Source organism: Bradyrhizobium sp. MOS003 (assembly GCF_003020125.1).
Lineage (GTDB): Bacteria > Pseudomonadota > Alphaproteobacteria > Rhizobiales > Xanthobacteraceae > Bradyrhizobium.
The window spans coordinates 666,323-680,820 of sequence record NZ_PYFW01000003.1 but is presented as its reverse complement, the minus strand read 5'-3'; the positions used below and the strand labels follow the sequence as shown (position 1 = coordinate 680,820).

Sequence of the window (14,498 nt, the reverse complement as noted above, 5' to 3'; positions counted from 1 at the left end):
GCAAACCATCGGGCCGGTGCCGCGAGCCCCAAATGCGACTGCACGTTTTGGTGCAGCTCTGCCTGCGCAGAGAGCATGCAGACGTGGACCGCTGGACGACGGCAGAGTGCATCGCACCACGGATTTTTCGGGGCAAACCGTCACACCCGTTGCACTGCAATCCCGGCGACTAAAACCGTTTGTCTAATTTGCAGGCGATCGAACGGCATTGCGCTGGGTTCGAATGCCCATGAGCTATGCACGAAGGGCGGCTCAGCCTTTCTTTATTGTACGGTCAGTAAGCGAGGATATCGCGCGGATCGCGCGCCCGGTAATACCGGTCTGGCTAAGAGAAGAACCGGGGTAACCGCCGGCCGTTCGACACGGCGGCCATCGGTCAGGACCGCAGACGCCGCCAGCCAATCGCGATCCCGGTGACGGAGAAGACCAGCCCCAACGCACACAGCCCGACGATCAGGACATCGCGCAGGCGCGGATGCGCCACAAGGAACGGAAAATCGAGCGTGTGGAGCGCGCTATAGACCCAGCGGTAGGTCCGCCGCGAGGCATCCAGCCTTTGCACCACACTGCCATCGGCACCGTCGATATCGAACCAGATGTCGCCGCAGCGCGAGCGGTACACGGGCGCATCAGGAAGAGCCGATTGCGCGGCGTAATCGTCGTTACCAGCAAGAACGGACGGCATGCCACAACCGGAAGCGAGGCGCGTCACCAGAGTCTGGATCTCCCGCAGATCCAGAAATCCCGTTGATCCCTCGCGGGGCTCGTCCCCTGCCTTGATCAAGACCTGACGGTCAAGGCTCACCCGATCGCTCCGGTAGACAGTGCCGTTCAAGGCAAACCATTCGATCTCCCGAGCCGAGGGCGATATCGGCTGTTGATCAGGCAAAGAGGCAGCCGCCCAATCAGGCCATGCGTTCATCACGCCCGACTCGGCCGCGGTCAATTGCCCGCGCGAAAACAGCCGGCCATGGTCCATCGAGAGCCAGCCGCTGAGACTCCATGTCAGCACGAACATCGTTGCCGCAAGGCCAATGACGTGATGCAACGCGTGCCAACCGCGATAGGGCGAGGAGATCCGGCGCCCTCGCAGCTTTACCCGCGCTATCCCGAGCACGGCACCAAGCATCGCCGCGATCAAGGCCAGCAATGACAGCGTCCAGACGACGCGATCCCACAGCGACCAGTTGCTTCTCAGGACCGTCGGATAAATCCAATGCAGGACGCTGCCGGCCCAATTCCAGGCCCGTTCGCGCCACCCTGTATCCAGGACGATCTCGCCGGTGGACGACGAGACATAGACTTCCGTCCCCGCAGCATCGCCGACAGCGACACGAAACAGAGGCCGGTGGCGATCGAAGCCGTTGGGCACGCTCCACTGATCATAGTCCGAATGCGCAACGACCGCGGCCCCCGCGCCATCGAGCCCGCGATTACGCGCGTGCTCCCGCGCGATGGCAAGCGCGGTCTCAGCAATTGCGACCGACGCATCCCTTCCGTCGGAGGCGCGGACCGCGCGCACGCGCGACGGTCCCGACACGACGTAGACCGCGGCATCGCCCCGCTGGATCAGCCGGACGCGCACGACGCCGGCGACCCCGCTCGCAGCGACCGCCTCCGCAACCGGGATCGTCGCCGCTCCGCGATCCACGGGAGCAAGACCGGCAAACCGTTCCGCTTCCGTCAGCGACGGAAACGGAACGAAGTGCATGACGATCCCCGTTGCGAACCACATCGCGAACAGCAGGCAGAACGCGATCCCGAGCCAGCGATGCAGCAGGACGATCGCGCTCATCATGTGGTCAGCGCCCTACCATTTGAACGCGGCCGAGAGCTCATAGGTGCGCGGCGCGCCGAGGAGGATCTGGTCGGGATAGAACGGGTCGCCCCAGATCGCGTAGCGTTTATCAGTGATGTTGCGGACACGGAAGGTCAGGCGCGCCCGGTCGACCGCGTTGAACACCGTCCTGGGGATGTCGACGAAGGCGTAGACGTCAGCGAGGGTGTACGCCTTCATCGTCACGACATTGGCATCGGTGTTGTAGCGGTCGCCGACATGCCGGCCGGTGATGCCCAGCTCCACCGGCCAGGGCGTGAAGAATCGCCAGGACGCACCGGCATTTGCTACGATGCGCGGCACGTTGGGCGGCGTGTTGCCCGAGAACGAGCCACCGACGAAATTGTAATCCGCATAACGCGCATCGACATAGGCGATGTTGCCCCACAGACGCAGCGGGTCGATCGGACGGACCGAAGCGGCAAGCTCGACGCCCTTCGATTCCTGTCGCCCCGCGATATTGAGCGCCATGCCGCCGGCCGCGGCATAGACGTTCTTGCGCACGATGTCGTAGGCCGAGAACGACCACTCCGCCCTGTTGTCCCAGAACAGGTGCTTGACGCCGGTCTCGTAGGTGCGCGCGGTCGTCAGGTCGAGCGGCTGGGTCGGCCCGAGCAGGAAGATGTTGTTGGCGGAGATGTCGGCGCCGGTCGCATACTGGCTGAAGAAGGTCAGGCCGGGCATAGCCTCCCAAGTGTAACCGACGCGGCCCGTTACCGGCGCCCAGTCTTTCGTGAATGGAAAACCCGCTTTCACAAGCCCGGCGGAGTCGGTCGAATTGCGGTCGAGCCCGATATGCTCGGCGCGCAGGCCCCCGACCAGCGCGAAGGTCCGCGTCAGCTTCAGCCGGTCCTCGAACGACAGCGCCTCGTTGTCGATGCGGGCGGTCTGCTGCTGCGTGGTCAGCACGCCGTAAAATCCACGATTGGGATCGAGCAGCGAGACGGAGTCGCCGGGAAAGGTTGCAGCACCCGGCCTGACGAAATCGAGGTAGCTCGACGACAGCGTCGTAACCAGCCGATTGTCGAAGCCTGCGATATCTGCGTCCCAGATCAAATCGGTGATGTTGCCGACGAGGCGCTGGCTGTGCGCGACGTAGAAGCGCTCGCGATCGACCAGATTCGTGGTGGAATTGAAGGCCTCGATCTCGTTGTTGAACCAGGTGCGCTCCGCGCCGTAGCCATAGGCCTGGCTCTTCAGGGTCAGGTCAGGCGCGAGCTTCAGCTCGAAGCCGCCGCGCAGCCACACCTCCTGCGCGACGTTGCGGTTGTCGAGGACGTTGTAATTGGTGTTGAAGGTCCGGTCGTCGATGGTGACAGCGCCAAGATTGGTCTTGTTGTAGTTCGAGACGTAATTGCCGGAGACAATCCCCGTCGTCGCATGCGAGCCGCTGAAGGCGACCGGCACCAGCGGCGCGCCCCAATAGGCTTTCGAGCGATCTTCGCGATACTCGATCGCGCCCCAGACCTTGAGGCTGTCGGAGATGCGGTAGTTGAGCTGGCCCGACACGTCGAGCGTCCTGGTGTTGGTGTCATCGGCAAAGCCGTTGAGCGAGGAGCGGCTGACGTCGAAGCGATAGTCCAGCCCCTGGACATTGGTGCTGCCGCCCGAGCCGTAATGCGCGCGGAACGAGTTCAGCGAGTCCCAGGAGAAATCCGCCTCGTTGCGGATCGGTCCGGTATGCGGCTGCTTGGTGACAAAATTGATCGCGCCGCCAGCGGCGCCCTCGCCGGATATCAGCGAGGCCGGCCCCTTCAGAAACTCCACCGCTTCGAGATTGGCGGTGTCGGTAATCCGCGAGGTCATGTTTTGCGGACCAATCTTGATGCCGTTGTAGAGCGTGTTGATCTGGCTGTTGGTGAAGCCGCGCATGGAGAACGCCGCGGGTTCGGCCGGATTGTCGCCGGACGTGACGCCGACCGCCCCCTGCGCCACGTCGGACACGGTGCGATAACCTTGCTCGCGCATGGTCGCGGCGGAGATCACCTCGACGGTCGCGGGCGTCTCGCGCACCGTCAGGCCGAGCCGCGAGGCGCTTTCGGCCACGGCGTTGCTGTTGAGCGGCGTCGGGGGGGCCTCGGTCGGCACGACGGGCTTCGGCATCGCTGCTGCGGTTGCCGGCCTGCGCGCCGCCGCGCGGCGCGGGCTCTGCGCCTCCCGGCCGGCAGGCTTGGCCTGTTTGCGGGATTGGGCCGGCGACACTTCGACCGGCGGCAGGGGCTCACGGGCCTGCTGCGCCAGCGCGACGGGCAGATCGAAAGCGGCCAGAGATGTGAGCGCGGCAGACGCGAGCAGGAAGCGACGCGGTCGTACGGTACGGATGGAAGACACGGTTTGGGACCTCGGTATGACGTCAGTGGCACGTCACAGCGAACGAGGTCTCACCGTCTGGCTTGTCAGCCGCCCGATGAAGCCGAATGTCTGTACTCCCCGACCGACATCTTCGCGTGTGACCACGGCTGACGGCAGGTCTCCTGGCTCGCGGGTCGTCACCACTTCGTCGCCTTCCCGGGACCGAGCACCCCAGTGGCTTCTGACGAAGGATTCACCGCTTACAGTTGCGGGGGCAGCCACGGCATTGGGGACAATGTCCCCGCACCGTATTCCCTTTTCATCCCCTCTCGGGGAAACCGTCGCGAGCATCTAGGATTACCATCACAACAGAGTCAATGTGCCAGTTGCGGCGTTCTTGCCACAGCGACCAACTTCCTTGGAGATGAGCATGGAAGGCGAGACCTTCCTTTGGCTGATAAGGCACGCGCCCGTCCAGGGCGTCACAGGCACCATCCACGCCGCCGACGCGCCGGCAGATCTCGGCGATCGCGCCCAATTGGATGACGTGCGACGACGTCTGCCGCCGGATGCCGCGAGCTTTGCCAGCCCCGCACGGCGCACGGTCGAGACGGCGCGCGCGCTGGGGCTCGAACCGGAGTTGATCAGCGAATTCAGCGAGCAGGATTTCGGCGGCTGGACCGGCCATCGACACGACGAACTCACTGCCACCGGCGACGATGCCTATGCGCAGTTCTGGAGTGATCCGGCGAACACACGGCCGCCGGGCGGCGAGAGCTTTGCGGATCAGGTCGCGCGCGTCCGGCTCGGTCTGTCGCGGATCGGAGCCGGATCGGCCACGCTCGTCGTGCATTCCGGCACCATCCGCGCCGCGCTATGCATCGCGCTGGATCTGACTCCGCAAGCCGCCCTGCGCTTCGTGATCGATCCGCTGTCGCTGACCCGGATCGATCGCCTTGCGAGCGGCTGGCGCGTCGTCTCCGCCAATCAGCGGATCAGCTAGGCCTGTCAGGCACATTGGCCTGCGCAAAGGTCGCCATCTCGTTGTGGAGCGCACAGGCGAGCCGAACCAGCGGCAGCGCAATGGCCGCGCCCGATCCCTCTCCGAGCCGGAGATCGAGGCTGATCAACGGCTGCACGTTCAGCGCGCGCAACACCATCCGGTGTCCCTGCTCCGCCGATTGATGCGACGGCAGCAGAAACGGCTGGCACGATGGGTTGAGTCGCGCCGCCGCGAGCGCTGCCACCGACACGATGAAGCCGTCGATCAAGACCGGGATGCGGCGCTGCGCGGCCGCGATGATCGCACCCGAGATCGCCGCGATCTCGAGGCCGCCGACTGCGCACAGAATTCCTTCAGGCGAAGCGCCCGCAACGCCGTGGCGGGCTATCGCCGCATCGATCACCCGCGCCTTGTGCGCGCGGCCGGCCGCATCGACCCCGGTACCGCTGCCCGCGATCTCCTCGGCGCTGACGCCAAGCAGGCTTGCGGCGATCGCCGCCGAGCTTGTGGTGTTGCCGATTCCCATCTCGCCGAAGATCAGGAGATCAGGCTGATGGGCTGCCGCACGTGCGACCGCGCGCTGGCCGGCCTCGAACGCGAACGCCAGCTCGGCGGGTGCGAGGGCTGCCTCGACGCTGAAATCACGCGTACCGTGGCGCGGCTTGTCGGTGACGATTCCTGCCATCTCGTCCTGCGCCAGCGTGCCGGCGTCGACCACTTCCAGGCTCGAGCCAAGCTCGCGCGCCAGCACCGAGATCGCGGCTCCGCCGGAGGCAAAATTCGCCATCATCGCGATGGTCACTCCTTGCGGATACGCCGATACGCCCTGCGCCACGATGCCATGGTCGCCGGCGAAGATGATGATCGGCACATGCGCCGCACGCGGCTGCTCGGTCGCCTGCAAACCGGCGAGCTCGATCGCAAGCTGCTCCAGCCGGCCGAGTGCGCCGGTCGGCTTTGTCAGTTGCGCCTGCCGCGCAATCGCCGCCTCGCGATGTGCGGCGGAGATTTCGGGGCAGTTCCAGGTAACCCATTCGGGGAGCATGCTGCCTGGCTCAACGCGCGCGCTTGAGAATGTAACTGTCCATGATCCAGCCATGCCGCTGGCGCTCCTCGTGACGCGCCGCGACGATGCGCGGGCCAATGTCGGCGAGCGCGCCGGACATCACGATCTGGTCGGGCATGCCGAGATATGCACCCCACCAGATCTGCAAGCCTTCCGGATCAAGCACTTGAAACGCCGTGCCGCCGTCGAGCATCACCACCACGGTATCGACACCTTGCGGCCAGCCGCCTTCGCGCAAGCGCCGCCCCGTCGTGACCAGGAAGGGCTCGCCGATGTCGTTGAGCGGCAGCGCATGCGCCGCGCACAGCGCCTGGATCGAGGTGATGCCGGGCACGACCTCGATGTCAGGCAAGGGATTGAGCCGCCGCGCGATGCGCAGCGAGGAATCATAGAGCGAGGGATCGCCCCAGATCAGCAGCGCGACTTTGCCGTCGCCTTCAAGATGGGTTGCGATCGTCTGCGACCAGGTCGCTGCAACGGCATCGTGCCAATCGTCCACGCCCCTGCGGTAATCGGCTTCAGCAGCGTCGCGCACGGGAAGATCGAGTTCAGCGATGGCTGTCTTGTCGCTGGTGAGCACGTCCGCGCAGATCGTCCGCCTGAGATCGGCGAGATCCGACTTCGCCGTTCCCTTGCGCGGGATCAGGACGAGATCGGCGGCGTTGATCGCTTGAACAGCGGCGCGCGTGAGCTGGTCGGGATCCCCGCAACCGATGCCTATCAGGGAGAGCGTGAGCATCGCGAACGCGACGGGCGGCCTTGCTGACCGCCCGTTCGCTTGTCTCTCAGGCCGCGTTGTGCAGGCGCGGGGTGACGAGGCCGGGCGCGGTGACGCCGCGCAACGACTTCGCCAGCGCGAGTACGGCGAGATCGGCGAGCGGCTCGATCACGATGACCAGCGCGTAAGAAGCCGCAAACGTCGCAATGCTCGCGAGGTTGCTCATCGCAAAGCCCGAACCGTAAAGCGCCCAGAACGCCACCCAGGCGATCACGCCGGCCTGGTAGGTCGTCGAAAGCGCCAGCGCCTGTCGATATTTCAAATCGACATAGGCGGTGTTGCGCGAAATGATCCGCGTGGCGATCGCCTGGATCGCGAACAGCGGCACCAGCAGCGTCGTGACGTTCATGCCATATTGCGGGATGTCAGCGGGTTCGAAGAATACGCCCTGGAGCAGGAGACCGAAAGCAAGGCCGAAGGCGGCGGGCGCAGCACCAAACAGCAGGAACAGCGTCGAGCCGAGGATGAAGTGCACTTCGGAGACACCGACCGGGAAGTGCGGCAGGATCTCGAAGAAGACGAAGACGAGGACCGTGGTGGCGAGCGTCCGTGCCGCGAACGACGTAATCCCCTGCTCACGCACGGTCTCGACCGCGAGCTTCAGCGCAACGCCGCCTGCGGCGATGCCGGTTGCGTAACTCAACACGAGCTTGGCGCCCGTCACTAGACCGGGTTCGATATGCATGGCTCAATTCCTTCCTGCCGTCACACCCGACGGCCTTGGCCTCAAAACGTGCACGGCCGGTCTCCTGGCTCGCGGTTCTCTGGGATTTCCGGCCTTCCCGGACCTTGCGGCCCAGTGGCTGATCGGAGTCCCTCACCGCTTACAGTCGCGGGGGCGGCTGGGGTTTTGGGCGCCGCAATTGGGTCCGCCCACCCCCATTCCCGATTATGCTCCGGCGCTTTGCGCCGCGTCGAGCACCATGCCCCTCCTGTGTGCCCCTTTCGTCGAGCCTGCGCAAGTGCCGGGCCGATCATGACGGATAATCCCCCGCCAGCGCGCCGAACAGGATGACGGCGGCGGTCGAGGCGACGCCGCCGCGCGCAAGCTGCTCGGCAAGTTCGGCAATGGTGGTGCGCACCAACCGCTCGTCGGGACGGCCGAGGGATTCGGCGACCAGCGCCGGGGTATCCGCGGCGAGGCCGTGCGCGACCAGTTTTGCGACAAGCGCCGGAAAGGTGCGTCGGCCCATATAGACCACGGTCGTCGCCTCAGGATCGGCCAGCGCCACCCAATTCAGATTCGGAGGCAACTCTCCGGTGACATCGGCCCCGGTCACGAACTGCACCCGGCGTGCGGTGTGGCGCCGCGTCAGGGGAATGCCGGCCTGCGCCGCCGCGGCGCAGGCCGAGGTGACGCCGGGAACGATCTCATAGCCGATGCCCGCTTCGTGCAGGGTCTCCAGCTCCTCTTCGAGCCGGCCGAAAATGCCGGCATCGCCCGACTTGAGCCGCACGACGCGCACCCCTGTTGCGGCATAGTCGACCAGCAGACGGTTGACGTGATGTTGCCTGGTCGAGGGACGTCCTGCCCGTTTCCCCACCGCGACGAGATTGGCGCCGGGCCGGGCGAGATCGAGGATCGCGCCGGAGGCAAGATCGTCATAGAGCACGACGTCGGCCTCGCGCAGCCGCGCGGCGCCCTTGAGCGTGAGCAGCTCGGGGTCGCCGGGCCCGGCGGAGATGAAGGAGACGAAGCCGCTCACCGGTCCTCCGCGATCAGATGGAAGAACGTACCGGTGGCGTGGCCGCGCCGCGAGCCGGTCTCGGCGATGACCGCGCCGGTGGCATCATGCACCACGGCCAGCGGCATGTCAGGCTGCGCGATGATCGTTGAATAGTGGAATTCATGGCCGCGCAGGCGTGCGCCGGGGCGGTGTCCCGGCATCGGCGCGGCGAGTTCGGCCAGACGATAACCGAGATGCATGCGGCGCTTGGCAAAGCTAGTCTCCAGGCCGAGCAAGCCCGCCATCTCGTGGCGGACACCATCCGCATCGGTCAAAGCGGTGCCCAGCGCCATATAGCCCCCGCATTCGCCGTGCACCGGCCGGGTCTCGGCGAAGGCGCGCAGGCCGCTGCGAAAACGCGCATGGGCCGCGATTTTGCCGGCATGAAGCTCGGGATAGCCGCCGGGCAGCCAACACACATCGGCGCTCGCGTCAGGCGCTTCATCGGCGAGCGGCGAGAATGTCGAGATCTCCGCGCCCGCCGCGCGCCAGGCTTCCAGCATATGCGGATAGACGAAGGAGAACGCGGCATCGCGGGCGAGCGCGATGCGCTGCCCCGGCGGCGTCACGTTTAGGCCGTTCACGGCAGGTTGTGGCGACCAGCTGGCTGCAGATCGCAGCACCGCATCGAGATCGACATGCTCGGCGACGAAGCGCGCGGCCTCGTCGATCAGCTTGCCGATCTCGGCCTGCTCCTCGGCCTGCACCAGGCCGAGATGCCGCTTCGGCAGGCTGATCTCGGCATGGCGCGGCAGCGCGCCGAACACGGCAATGCCGGCCTCGTTGAGCGCATGCCGCACGAGATTTTCATGGCGCGGGCTGGCGACGCGATTGAGCACGACGCCAGCAAGCTTCAACCCGGGGCGATAATCGCGAAGGCCTGCGGCAATCGCCGCTGCGGTCTGCGCCTGCCCGGAAGGGTCGATCACCAGCACCACGGGCCAGCCCAGCATCTCCGCGATATCGGCGGTGGCACCGGTGCCGGAAACGCCGCGGGCGGCGACACCGTCGAACAGGCCCATCGAGCCCTCTGCCAGCACGACATCGGCGTCCACGCCGCGGCTGACGAGATGGGCGATTGTCCCGCGGTCCATCGCCCAGCTATCGACGTTGACGGAGGCGCGGCCTGTAGCGGCGGCGTGGAAGGCTGGATCGATATAGTCTGGCCCGCTCTTGAAGCACTGCACGTTCAGGCCGCGATGACGCCAGGCGCGCGCGAGCGCCAGCGTCAGCGTGGTCTTGCCGACGCCGGAGGCCGGTGCGGAGATGACGAGGCCTGCCGCCATCACGAGGCCTCCGGGAAGCGCGGCTCGGCGCCGACCGGCCGATAGCGGCGGTCGTAATCGGCGGCATAAAGGCGGCTCTCGTCGAAATCCGCGGCCTCCAGCGTCTTGCCGACCAGGATCAGCGCGGTGCGCTCCATCTCCGTGCCAACGGCAGCATCGAGTGTTGCAAGCGTGGCGCGGACGATGCGCTGGTCCGGCCAGCTCGCGCGCCAGACGATCGCGACCGGGCAATCCGCGCCGTAATGCGGCGTGAGCTCGGCGACGACCTCGGCGAGCAGATGGATCGACAGATGGAGCGCGAGCACCGCGCCGGTCGCGGCAAATGCGGCGAGCCTCTCACCCTCAGGCATCGCGCTGGCGCGGCCCGGTGTGCGCGTCAGCACCACTGACTGGGCAAGGCCCGGAAGCGTCAGCTCGACCTCGAGCGCTGCCGCCGCAGCCGAGAAAGAGGGAACGCCGGGCGTGACGGTGTAGGGAATGCCGAGCGCGCGCAGGCGGCGAAGCTGCTCGCCCATCGCCGACCAGATCGAGAGATCGCCGGAATGCAGTCGCGCCACATCCTTGCCTTCCGCATGCGCGGCGGCGATCTCGGAGATGATCGCGTCGAGTGACAAGGCTGCGGTATTGACGATGCGCGCGCCGGGCGGGCAATGCGCCAGCACGCCCTCCGGCACCAGCGAGCCGGCATAGAGGCAGACCGGGCTGGCGGCAATCAGGTCGCGCCCGCGCAGCGTCAGCAGATCGGGCGCGCCCGGCCCTGCGCCGATAAAGTGCACCGTCATGCGCCGTCTCCTTCCGCGATCGCGGCGGTCGCCGTGCGATCCTGCGAGACGACACGCGTCGCAATCAGCCGTGCGCGAGGACCGGCGACCGCGAGCGCCGCAGCCTCGGCGATCGATCCGGTGCCGAACTTCCCGGTGACCAATTTCGACTGCGTCAACGTATCGACGCTCGCAAGGACGTCGGCCGGAACAGCCTTGACTGGCACGCCGCACTCGCGTGCGAGCTGCAGCAAGGGCTCCGCATCGGCCTTGTCGCTGATCGTCGCGATCGCCGTGAGGCCTTCAGGTCCACCTGCTGCGCGTAAAGCTTCGCGCAACGAAGCCAGCGTGACGTCCTTCCTGAAGCCGAGTCCGGCGACCTTCATCGGACCGTGCTCCACTGCACCACTGGCCGTACTGCCTCCCATGACCGGTAGCGGCCGAGCGGCGCGGCATGCGCGATCTCGACCCGCATCAGCTCGCCGCCATGGCGCTGGTGAAGCTCGCCAAGCAGCGCTTCCGTCTCCAGCGTCACGGAATGCGCGACCAGCCGCGTGCCGGGCGCTAGCCGCGACCAGATCGCATCGAACATCGCGCTGTCGAGACCGCCGCCGATGAAGACCGCATGCGGTGCTTCGCGTGCAGCAACAGCTTTGGGCGCCCTCCCGGTGACGACGGCGATCCGGTGCGAAAGTCCAAACGCTTCTGCATTGCTGCGGATGTTCGCGACGCGATCCTCGCGCGCCTCGATCGCGGTCGCCGTCCCGCCGCACAGCGCCCACTCGACCGAGATCGAGCCCGAACCGGCGCCGATATCCCACAGCCGTTCGCCCGGACGCGGCGCCAGCGCCGAGAGCGCGAGCGCGCGCACCGGGCGCTTGGTGATCTGGCCGTCGTGAATGAACAGATCGTCGGGCAAACCCGAGCTACGGGGAATGCCCTGCGTCCCGACCAGCAATAGCGCGACCGCAACAAGATCTCCGGGAATATCCCCCGCAAAGAGATCGACGCGATGCTGGTCAATGCATTCCCGGGGCCCGCCCAGCGCTTCGAGCGTCCACAACAGCGAGGCGCCCCATCCGCGCTTCGCCAGCCATTTCGCGAGGTCTCCGACCGCAGCTGCGTCGCGCACCAGGCAGATGATGCGTGCATCTGCCGCCAAATGCGGCATCAGACGTTCGAACGGCGCCGCATGAAGCCCGATGCAGGTCACGGTCTCCAGGCGCCAGCCGAGGCGCGCTGCAGCAAGGGAGAAAGTCGACGGGGCCGGATGAGCGACCCATTCGTCGCCACTGAGCTTCTCGGCGAGAACCGCTCCTGCGCCATACCAGAACGGGTCCCCGGAGGCGAGCACCACCGTCGGCCGGCCGCGGCAATTGAGAACGACATCGGCGTTGAACGGTACCGGCCAACGGCGGCCCCGACTGCCGACATCGGCGAGCGCAAGATGACGTTCGCCGCCGCACACGATTTCTGCCGAAGCAAGCGCCTTCCGGCTTGCCTCGGACAGCCCGGCGAGGCCATCTTCCCCGATACCGATGATGGTCAGCCAGGGATCAGACATGACGCGCGCGCTCATACTGGGCGGAACGGCCGATGCGAGCCTGCTCGCGGCGGAGATCGCGCGCGCCGGGCTTGGCGCCGTCTATTCCTACGGCGGCCGCACCCGCGCGCCTGCCGATCAGCCGCTGCCGACCCGCATCGGCGGCTTCGGCGGCGTGAGCGGGCTTGCCGACTACATCCGCAGCGAAAGCATCACGCATGTGATCGATGCGACGCATCCTTTCGCCGCGGAGATGAGCCGCAATGCGGTCGCGGCGTCCACGCAGACGAGCACACCGCTGATCGCGCTGGAGCGCGCGCCCTGGACCAAAGCGCCCGGCGACAATTGGAACGAGGTGGCCGATGTCAGCGCCGCAGCCACCGCGCTGCCCGAAGCGCCCGCAAAAGTGTTTCTCGCCATCGGCCGCCAGCATATCGCACCGTTCGCGGCGAAGCCGCAACACAGCTACACGCTGCGTTTCGTCGATCCGCCGGACGCACTCCTGCCCTTCGTCGCCGACGTAATCGTATCGCGCGGCCCGTTCTTGCTGGACGGCGAGTTGGAGATGATGCGGGAACGCGGCATCGTCTGGATCGTCGCGCGCAACTCCGGCGGCGACGGCGCGCGCGCCAAGATCGACGCGGCCCGCATGCTCGGCCTGCCCGTAATCATGATCTCGCGACCGGAGCTGCCCGAACGTCGACGGGTTGAGAGCGTCGCCGAGGTGATGCAGTGGCTCGGTCATGAGACCCGCCTCGGCGCATAGACCCAGCGGCCGACACGGCGCGTCTGCGAATTGCCGACGATCACCAGCGTGCGCATGTCGGCCATCTCCGGTGTCGTGTCGTTCAGCGTCACGGTCACGATCTTCTCGTCGGGAGTGCTGATCGCGCGCGCAAAGATCACGAGGCGCTCGCCACAGTTTGCCTCTTTCAATACTGCGAGCACGCGGGCAAAGCCCTCCGGCCGGCTTGCCGAGCGCGGATTATACATCGCAATGGAGAAATCGGCTTCCGCCGCCAGCCGCAGGCGCTTTTCAATCAGCGCCCACGGCTTCAGATTGTCGGAGAGGTTGATCGCGCAGAAATCATGGCCGAGCGGCGCGCCTGCGCGCGCGGCCGCCGCCAGCATCGCCGTGATGCCCGGCAGCACGCGGATCGAAAGATTCCGCCATTGCGGCGCCTGTTCGAGTGCCTCAAACACGGCCGAGGCCATCGCAAAGACGCCGGGATCGCCGGAGGACACGACGACGACCTGCCCGCCTTCCGCCGCAAGCCGCAAAGCCTCGCTCGCGCGCTGCAGCTCCTCGCGGTTATCCGAGGGATGCAGCTTCAGCCCGGCACGCGGCGGCACCCGCGCGACATAGGGCGCGTAACCCAGAATATCGGTCGCGGCGGCCAGCGCCGCCGTGACCTCGGGCGTCACCAACGCATCGTTGCCCGGGCCGAGGCCCGCGATGGTCAATGTGCCCGTCATTCGGCGGCATCCAGGTGCCGGCCCTTGCCGTGGACCAGCACGATCGCGAAATAAGGACAGTCGGCGCCGTCGACCTCGGCGAGCCGCACCACGCGCTCGCCCGGCATGGTGCCACGCTCGACCAGCCAGGCATCGTCGAGCCGGCCCGCGGATGCGAGCGCGCGCCGCACCTTTGCGAGATTGCGGCCGGTCTTCATGACGACGAGCGCATCGGAATCGCGCATGTGCCGCTCGAGCTCGTCCTCGGTCAGCGTCCCCATCAGCACGGTCGTGACGTCATCACCGAGCGCGATCGGCTGTCCGACCCCATTCCAGCAGCCGACCATGCCCGGAATGCCTGCGATCACCTCGATCTCGACGCGACCTTGCAGCCGCGTGTGCAAATGCATGAACGAACCGTAGAAGTAGGGATCGCCCTCGCAGAGCACGACAACGTCGACCGCGCGCGAAAGCCGCGCCAGGCGCTCGGCCCATTCGTCGTGGAAGCCGGCAAGCAGCTGGACATATTCCGGGCTGTCGAACGCGATCTCTGTCGTCACAGGATATTCCATCGGATATTCGGTGACATCAGGCGCCAGCATGCCTTCGACGATGCGCCGGGCCTGGCCCGGCCTTCCTTTCTTGCGGAAATAGGCAACGTGCTTCGCGCCGCGCACGGTGCGATCGGCGCGCACGCTCATCAGATCGGGATCGCCGGGGCCGAGACCGCAGCAGATGATGCGTCCCATC

The 14,498-nt window shown here is 66.6% G+C and carries 14 protein-coding genes and 2 riboswitches; of the genes, 2 read left to right on the top strand and 12 right to left on the bottom strand.

The features are described 5' to 3' along the window. Nucleotides 1–376: 376 nt before the first annotated feature. Entirely contained in the window at nt 377–1,798 is a 1,422-nt protein-coding gene (locus C7G42_RS17935; protein WP_106950263.1) for a PepSY domain-containing protein, read from the bottom strand. 12 nt (nt 1,799–1,810) lie between these two features. Continuing rightward, a complete protein-coding gene (locus tag C7G42_RS35330; protein WP_199580967.1) occupies nt 1,811–4,168 on the bottom strand; it encodes a TonB-dependent receptor in 2,358 nt (785 codons plus the stop codon). A gap of 116 nt (nt 4,169–4,284) precedes the next feature. Next, nucleotides 4,285–4,487: riboswitch (cobalamin riboswitch) on the bottom strand. Nucleotides 4,488–4,559: 72 nt separating this feature from the next. On the opposite strand from C7G42_RS35330, the gene C7G42_RS17920 reads away from it, so the two are divergent. Further along, on the top strand, nt 4,560–5,132 hold the full coding sequence (locus tag C7G42_RS17920) for a histidine phosphatase family protein (RefSeq protein WP_199580966.1): 573 nt from the start codon (nt 4,560–4,562) through the stop codon (nt 5,130–5,132). Here the strand turns inward: C7G42_RS17920 and cobT are convergent. The 8 genes from cobT to cbiE all read right to left on the bottom strand — a co-directional run bounded on the left by cobT (nt 5,125) and on the right by cbiE (nt 12,314). Further along, on the bottom strand, nt 5,125–6,177 hold the full coding sequence (cobT, locus tag C7G42_RS17915; RefSeq protein ID WP_106950260.1) for a nicotinate-nucleotide--dimethylbenzimidazole phosphoribosyltransferase: 1,053 nt from the start codon (nt 6,175–6,177) through the stop codon (nt 5,125–5,127). The two genes, C7G42_RS17920 and cobT, sit on opposite strands and share 8 nt — an antisense overlap. Nucleotides 6,178–6,187: 10 nt before the next feature. Next, the gene (cobF, locus tag C7G42_RS17910) at nt 6,188–6,937 is read right to left on the bottom strand and encodes a precorrin-6A synthase (deacetylating) (RefSeq protein WP_106950259.1); all 750 of its coding nucleotides are present in this window, start codon (nt 6,935–6,937) and stop codon (nt 6,188–6,190) included. Nucleotides 6,938–6,983: 46 nt separating this feature from the next. Next, nucleotides 6,984–7,661 carry an energy-coupling factor ABC transporter permease gene (locus C7G42_RS17905; RefSeq protein WP_106950258.1) on the bottom strand — a complete coding sequence of 226 codons (678 nt, stop codon included), beginning with the start codon at nt 7,659–7,661 and terminating at the stop codon, nt 6,984–6,986. Between the two features lie 37 nt (nt 7,662–7,698). After that, nucleotides 7,699–7,917, bottom strand: a riboswitch (cobalamin riboswitch). 33 nt (nt 7,918–7,950) lie between these two features. Next, nucleotides 7,951–8,682, bottom strand: a complete 732-nt coding sequence (gene cobA, locus C7G42_RS17900) for a uroporphyrinogen-III C-methyltransferase (protein WP_106950257.1) — start codon at nt 8,680–8,682, stop codon at nt 7,951–7,953. Then, nucleotides 8,679–9,989: a cobyrinic acid a,c-diamide synthase CobB gene (locus C7G42_RS17895; protein WP_106950256.1), complete on the bottom strand. Its 1,311-nt coding sequence runs from the start codon at nt 9,987–9,989 to the stop codon at nt 8,679–8,681. Before C7G42_RS17895 ends, cobA begins: the two co-directional genes overlap by 4 nt. Continuing rightward, nucleotides 9,989–10,771 (bottom strand): precorrin-4 C(11)-methyltransferase, encoded by a 783-nt coding sequence (gene cobM / locus C7G42_RS17890; RefSeq protein WP_106950255.1) that lies wholly within the window; start codon nt 10,769–10,771, stop codon nt 9,989–9,991. The genes C7G42_RS17895 and cobM overlap by 1 nt, the downstream gene beginning before the upstream one ends. Beyond that, entirely contained in the window at nt 10,768–11,136 is a 369-nt protein-coding gene (locus C7G42_RS17885) for a cobalamin biosynthesis protein (RefSeq protein ID WP_106950467.1), read from the bottom strand. Before C7G42_RS17885 ends, cobM begins: the two co-directional genes overlap by 4 nt. Further along, a complete protein-coding gene (gene cbiE, locus C7G42_RS17880; protein WP_106950254.1) occupies nt 11,133–12,314 on the bottom strand; it encodes a precorrin-6y C5,15-methyltransferase (decarboxylating) subunit CbiE in 1,182 nt (393 codons plus the stop codon). Before cbiE ends, C7G42_RS17885 begins: the two co-directional genes overlap by 4 nt. Here cbiE and C7G42_RS17875 point away from each other — a divergent pair. Beyond that, nucleotides 12,313–13,059 carry a cobalt-precorrin-6A reductase gene (locus tag C7G42_RS17875; protein WP_106950253.1) on the top strand — a complete coding sequence of 249 codons (747 nt, stop codon included), beginning with the start codon at nt 12,313–12,315 and terminating at the stop codon, nt 13,057–13,059. The two genes, cbiE and C7G42_RS17875, sit on opposite strands and share 2 nt — an antisense overlap. On the opposite strand, the gene cobJ is transcribed toward C7G42_RS17875, so the two are convergent. Both cobJ and C7G42_RS17865 read right to left on the bottom strand, forming a co-directional pair. Continuing rightward, on the bottom strand, nt 13,035–13,769 hold the full coding sequence (gene cobJ, locus C7G42_RS17870) for a precorrin-3B C(17)-methyltransferase (protein WP_106950252.1): 735 nt from the start codon (nt 13,767–13,769) through the stop codon (nt 13,035–13,037). The genes C7G42_RS17875 and cobJ overlap by 25 nt on opposite strands. Beyond that, the gene (locus C7G42_RS17865; RefSeq protein WP_106950251.1) at nt 13,766–14,497 is read right to left on the bottom strand and encodes a precorrin-2 C(20)-methyltransferase; all 732 of its coding nucleotides are present in this window, start codon (nt 14,495–14,497) and stop codon (nt 13,766–13,768) included. Before C7G42_RS17865 ends, cobJ begins: the two co-directional genes overlap by 4 nt. Nucleotide 14,498 lies beyond the last annotated feature (1 nt).

Bases quoted from the DNA above. Each gene is read 5' to 3' on its own strand.
- cobF (WP_106950259.1), bottom strand. From the start codon at position 6,937: ATGCTCACGCTCTCCCTGATAGGCATCGGTTGCGGGGATCCCGACCAG.
- C7G42_RS17865 (WP_106950251.1), bottom strand. From the start codon at position 14,497: ATGGGACGCATCATCTGCTGCGGTCTCGGCCCCGGCGATCCCGATCTG.
- C7G42_RS17885 (WP_106950467.1), bottom strand. From the start codon at position 11,136: ATGAAGGTCGCCGGACTCGGCTTCAGGAAGGACGTCACGCTGGCTTCG.
- C7G42_RS17920 (WP_199580966.1), top strand. From the start codon at position 4,560: ATGGAAGGCGAGACCTTCCTTTGGCTGATAAGGCACGCGCCCGTCCAG.
- C7G42_RS17905 (WP_106950258.1), bottom strand. From the start codon at position 7,661: ATGCATATCGAACCCGGTCTAGTGACGGGCGCCAAGCTCGTGTTGAGT.
- cobJ (WP_106950252.1), bottom strand. From the start codon at position 13,769: ATGACGGGCACATTGACCATCGCGGGCCTCGGCCCGGGCAACGATGCG.
- cobM (WP_106950255.1), bottom strand. From the start codon at position 10,771: ATGACGGTGCACTTTATCGGCGCAGGGCCGGGCGCGCCCGATCTGCTG.
- C7G42_RS17935 (WP_106950263.1), bottom strand. From the start codon at position 1,798: ATGATGAGCGCGATCGTCCTGCTGCATCGCTGGCTCGGGATCGCGTTC.
- cbiE (WP_106950254.1), bottom strand. From the start codon at position 12,314: ATGTCTGATCCCTGGCTGACCATCATCGGTATCGGGGAAGATGGCCTC.
- C7G42_RS17895 (WP_106950256.1), bottom strand. From the start codon at position 9,989: ATGGCGGCAGGCCTCGTCATCTCCGCACCGGCCTCCGGCGTCGGCAAG.
- C7G42_RS17875 (WP_106950253.1), top strand. From the start codon at position 12,313: ATGACGCGCGCGCTCATACTGGGCGGAACGGCCGATGCGAGCCTGCTC.
- cobT (WP_106950260.1), bottom strand. From the start codon at position 6,177: ATGCTCCCCGAATGGGTTACCTGGAACTGCCCCGAAATCTCCGCCGCA.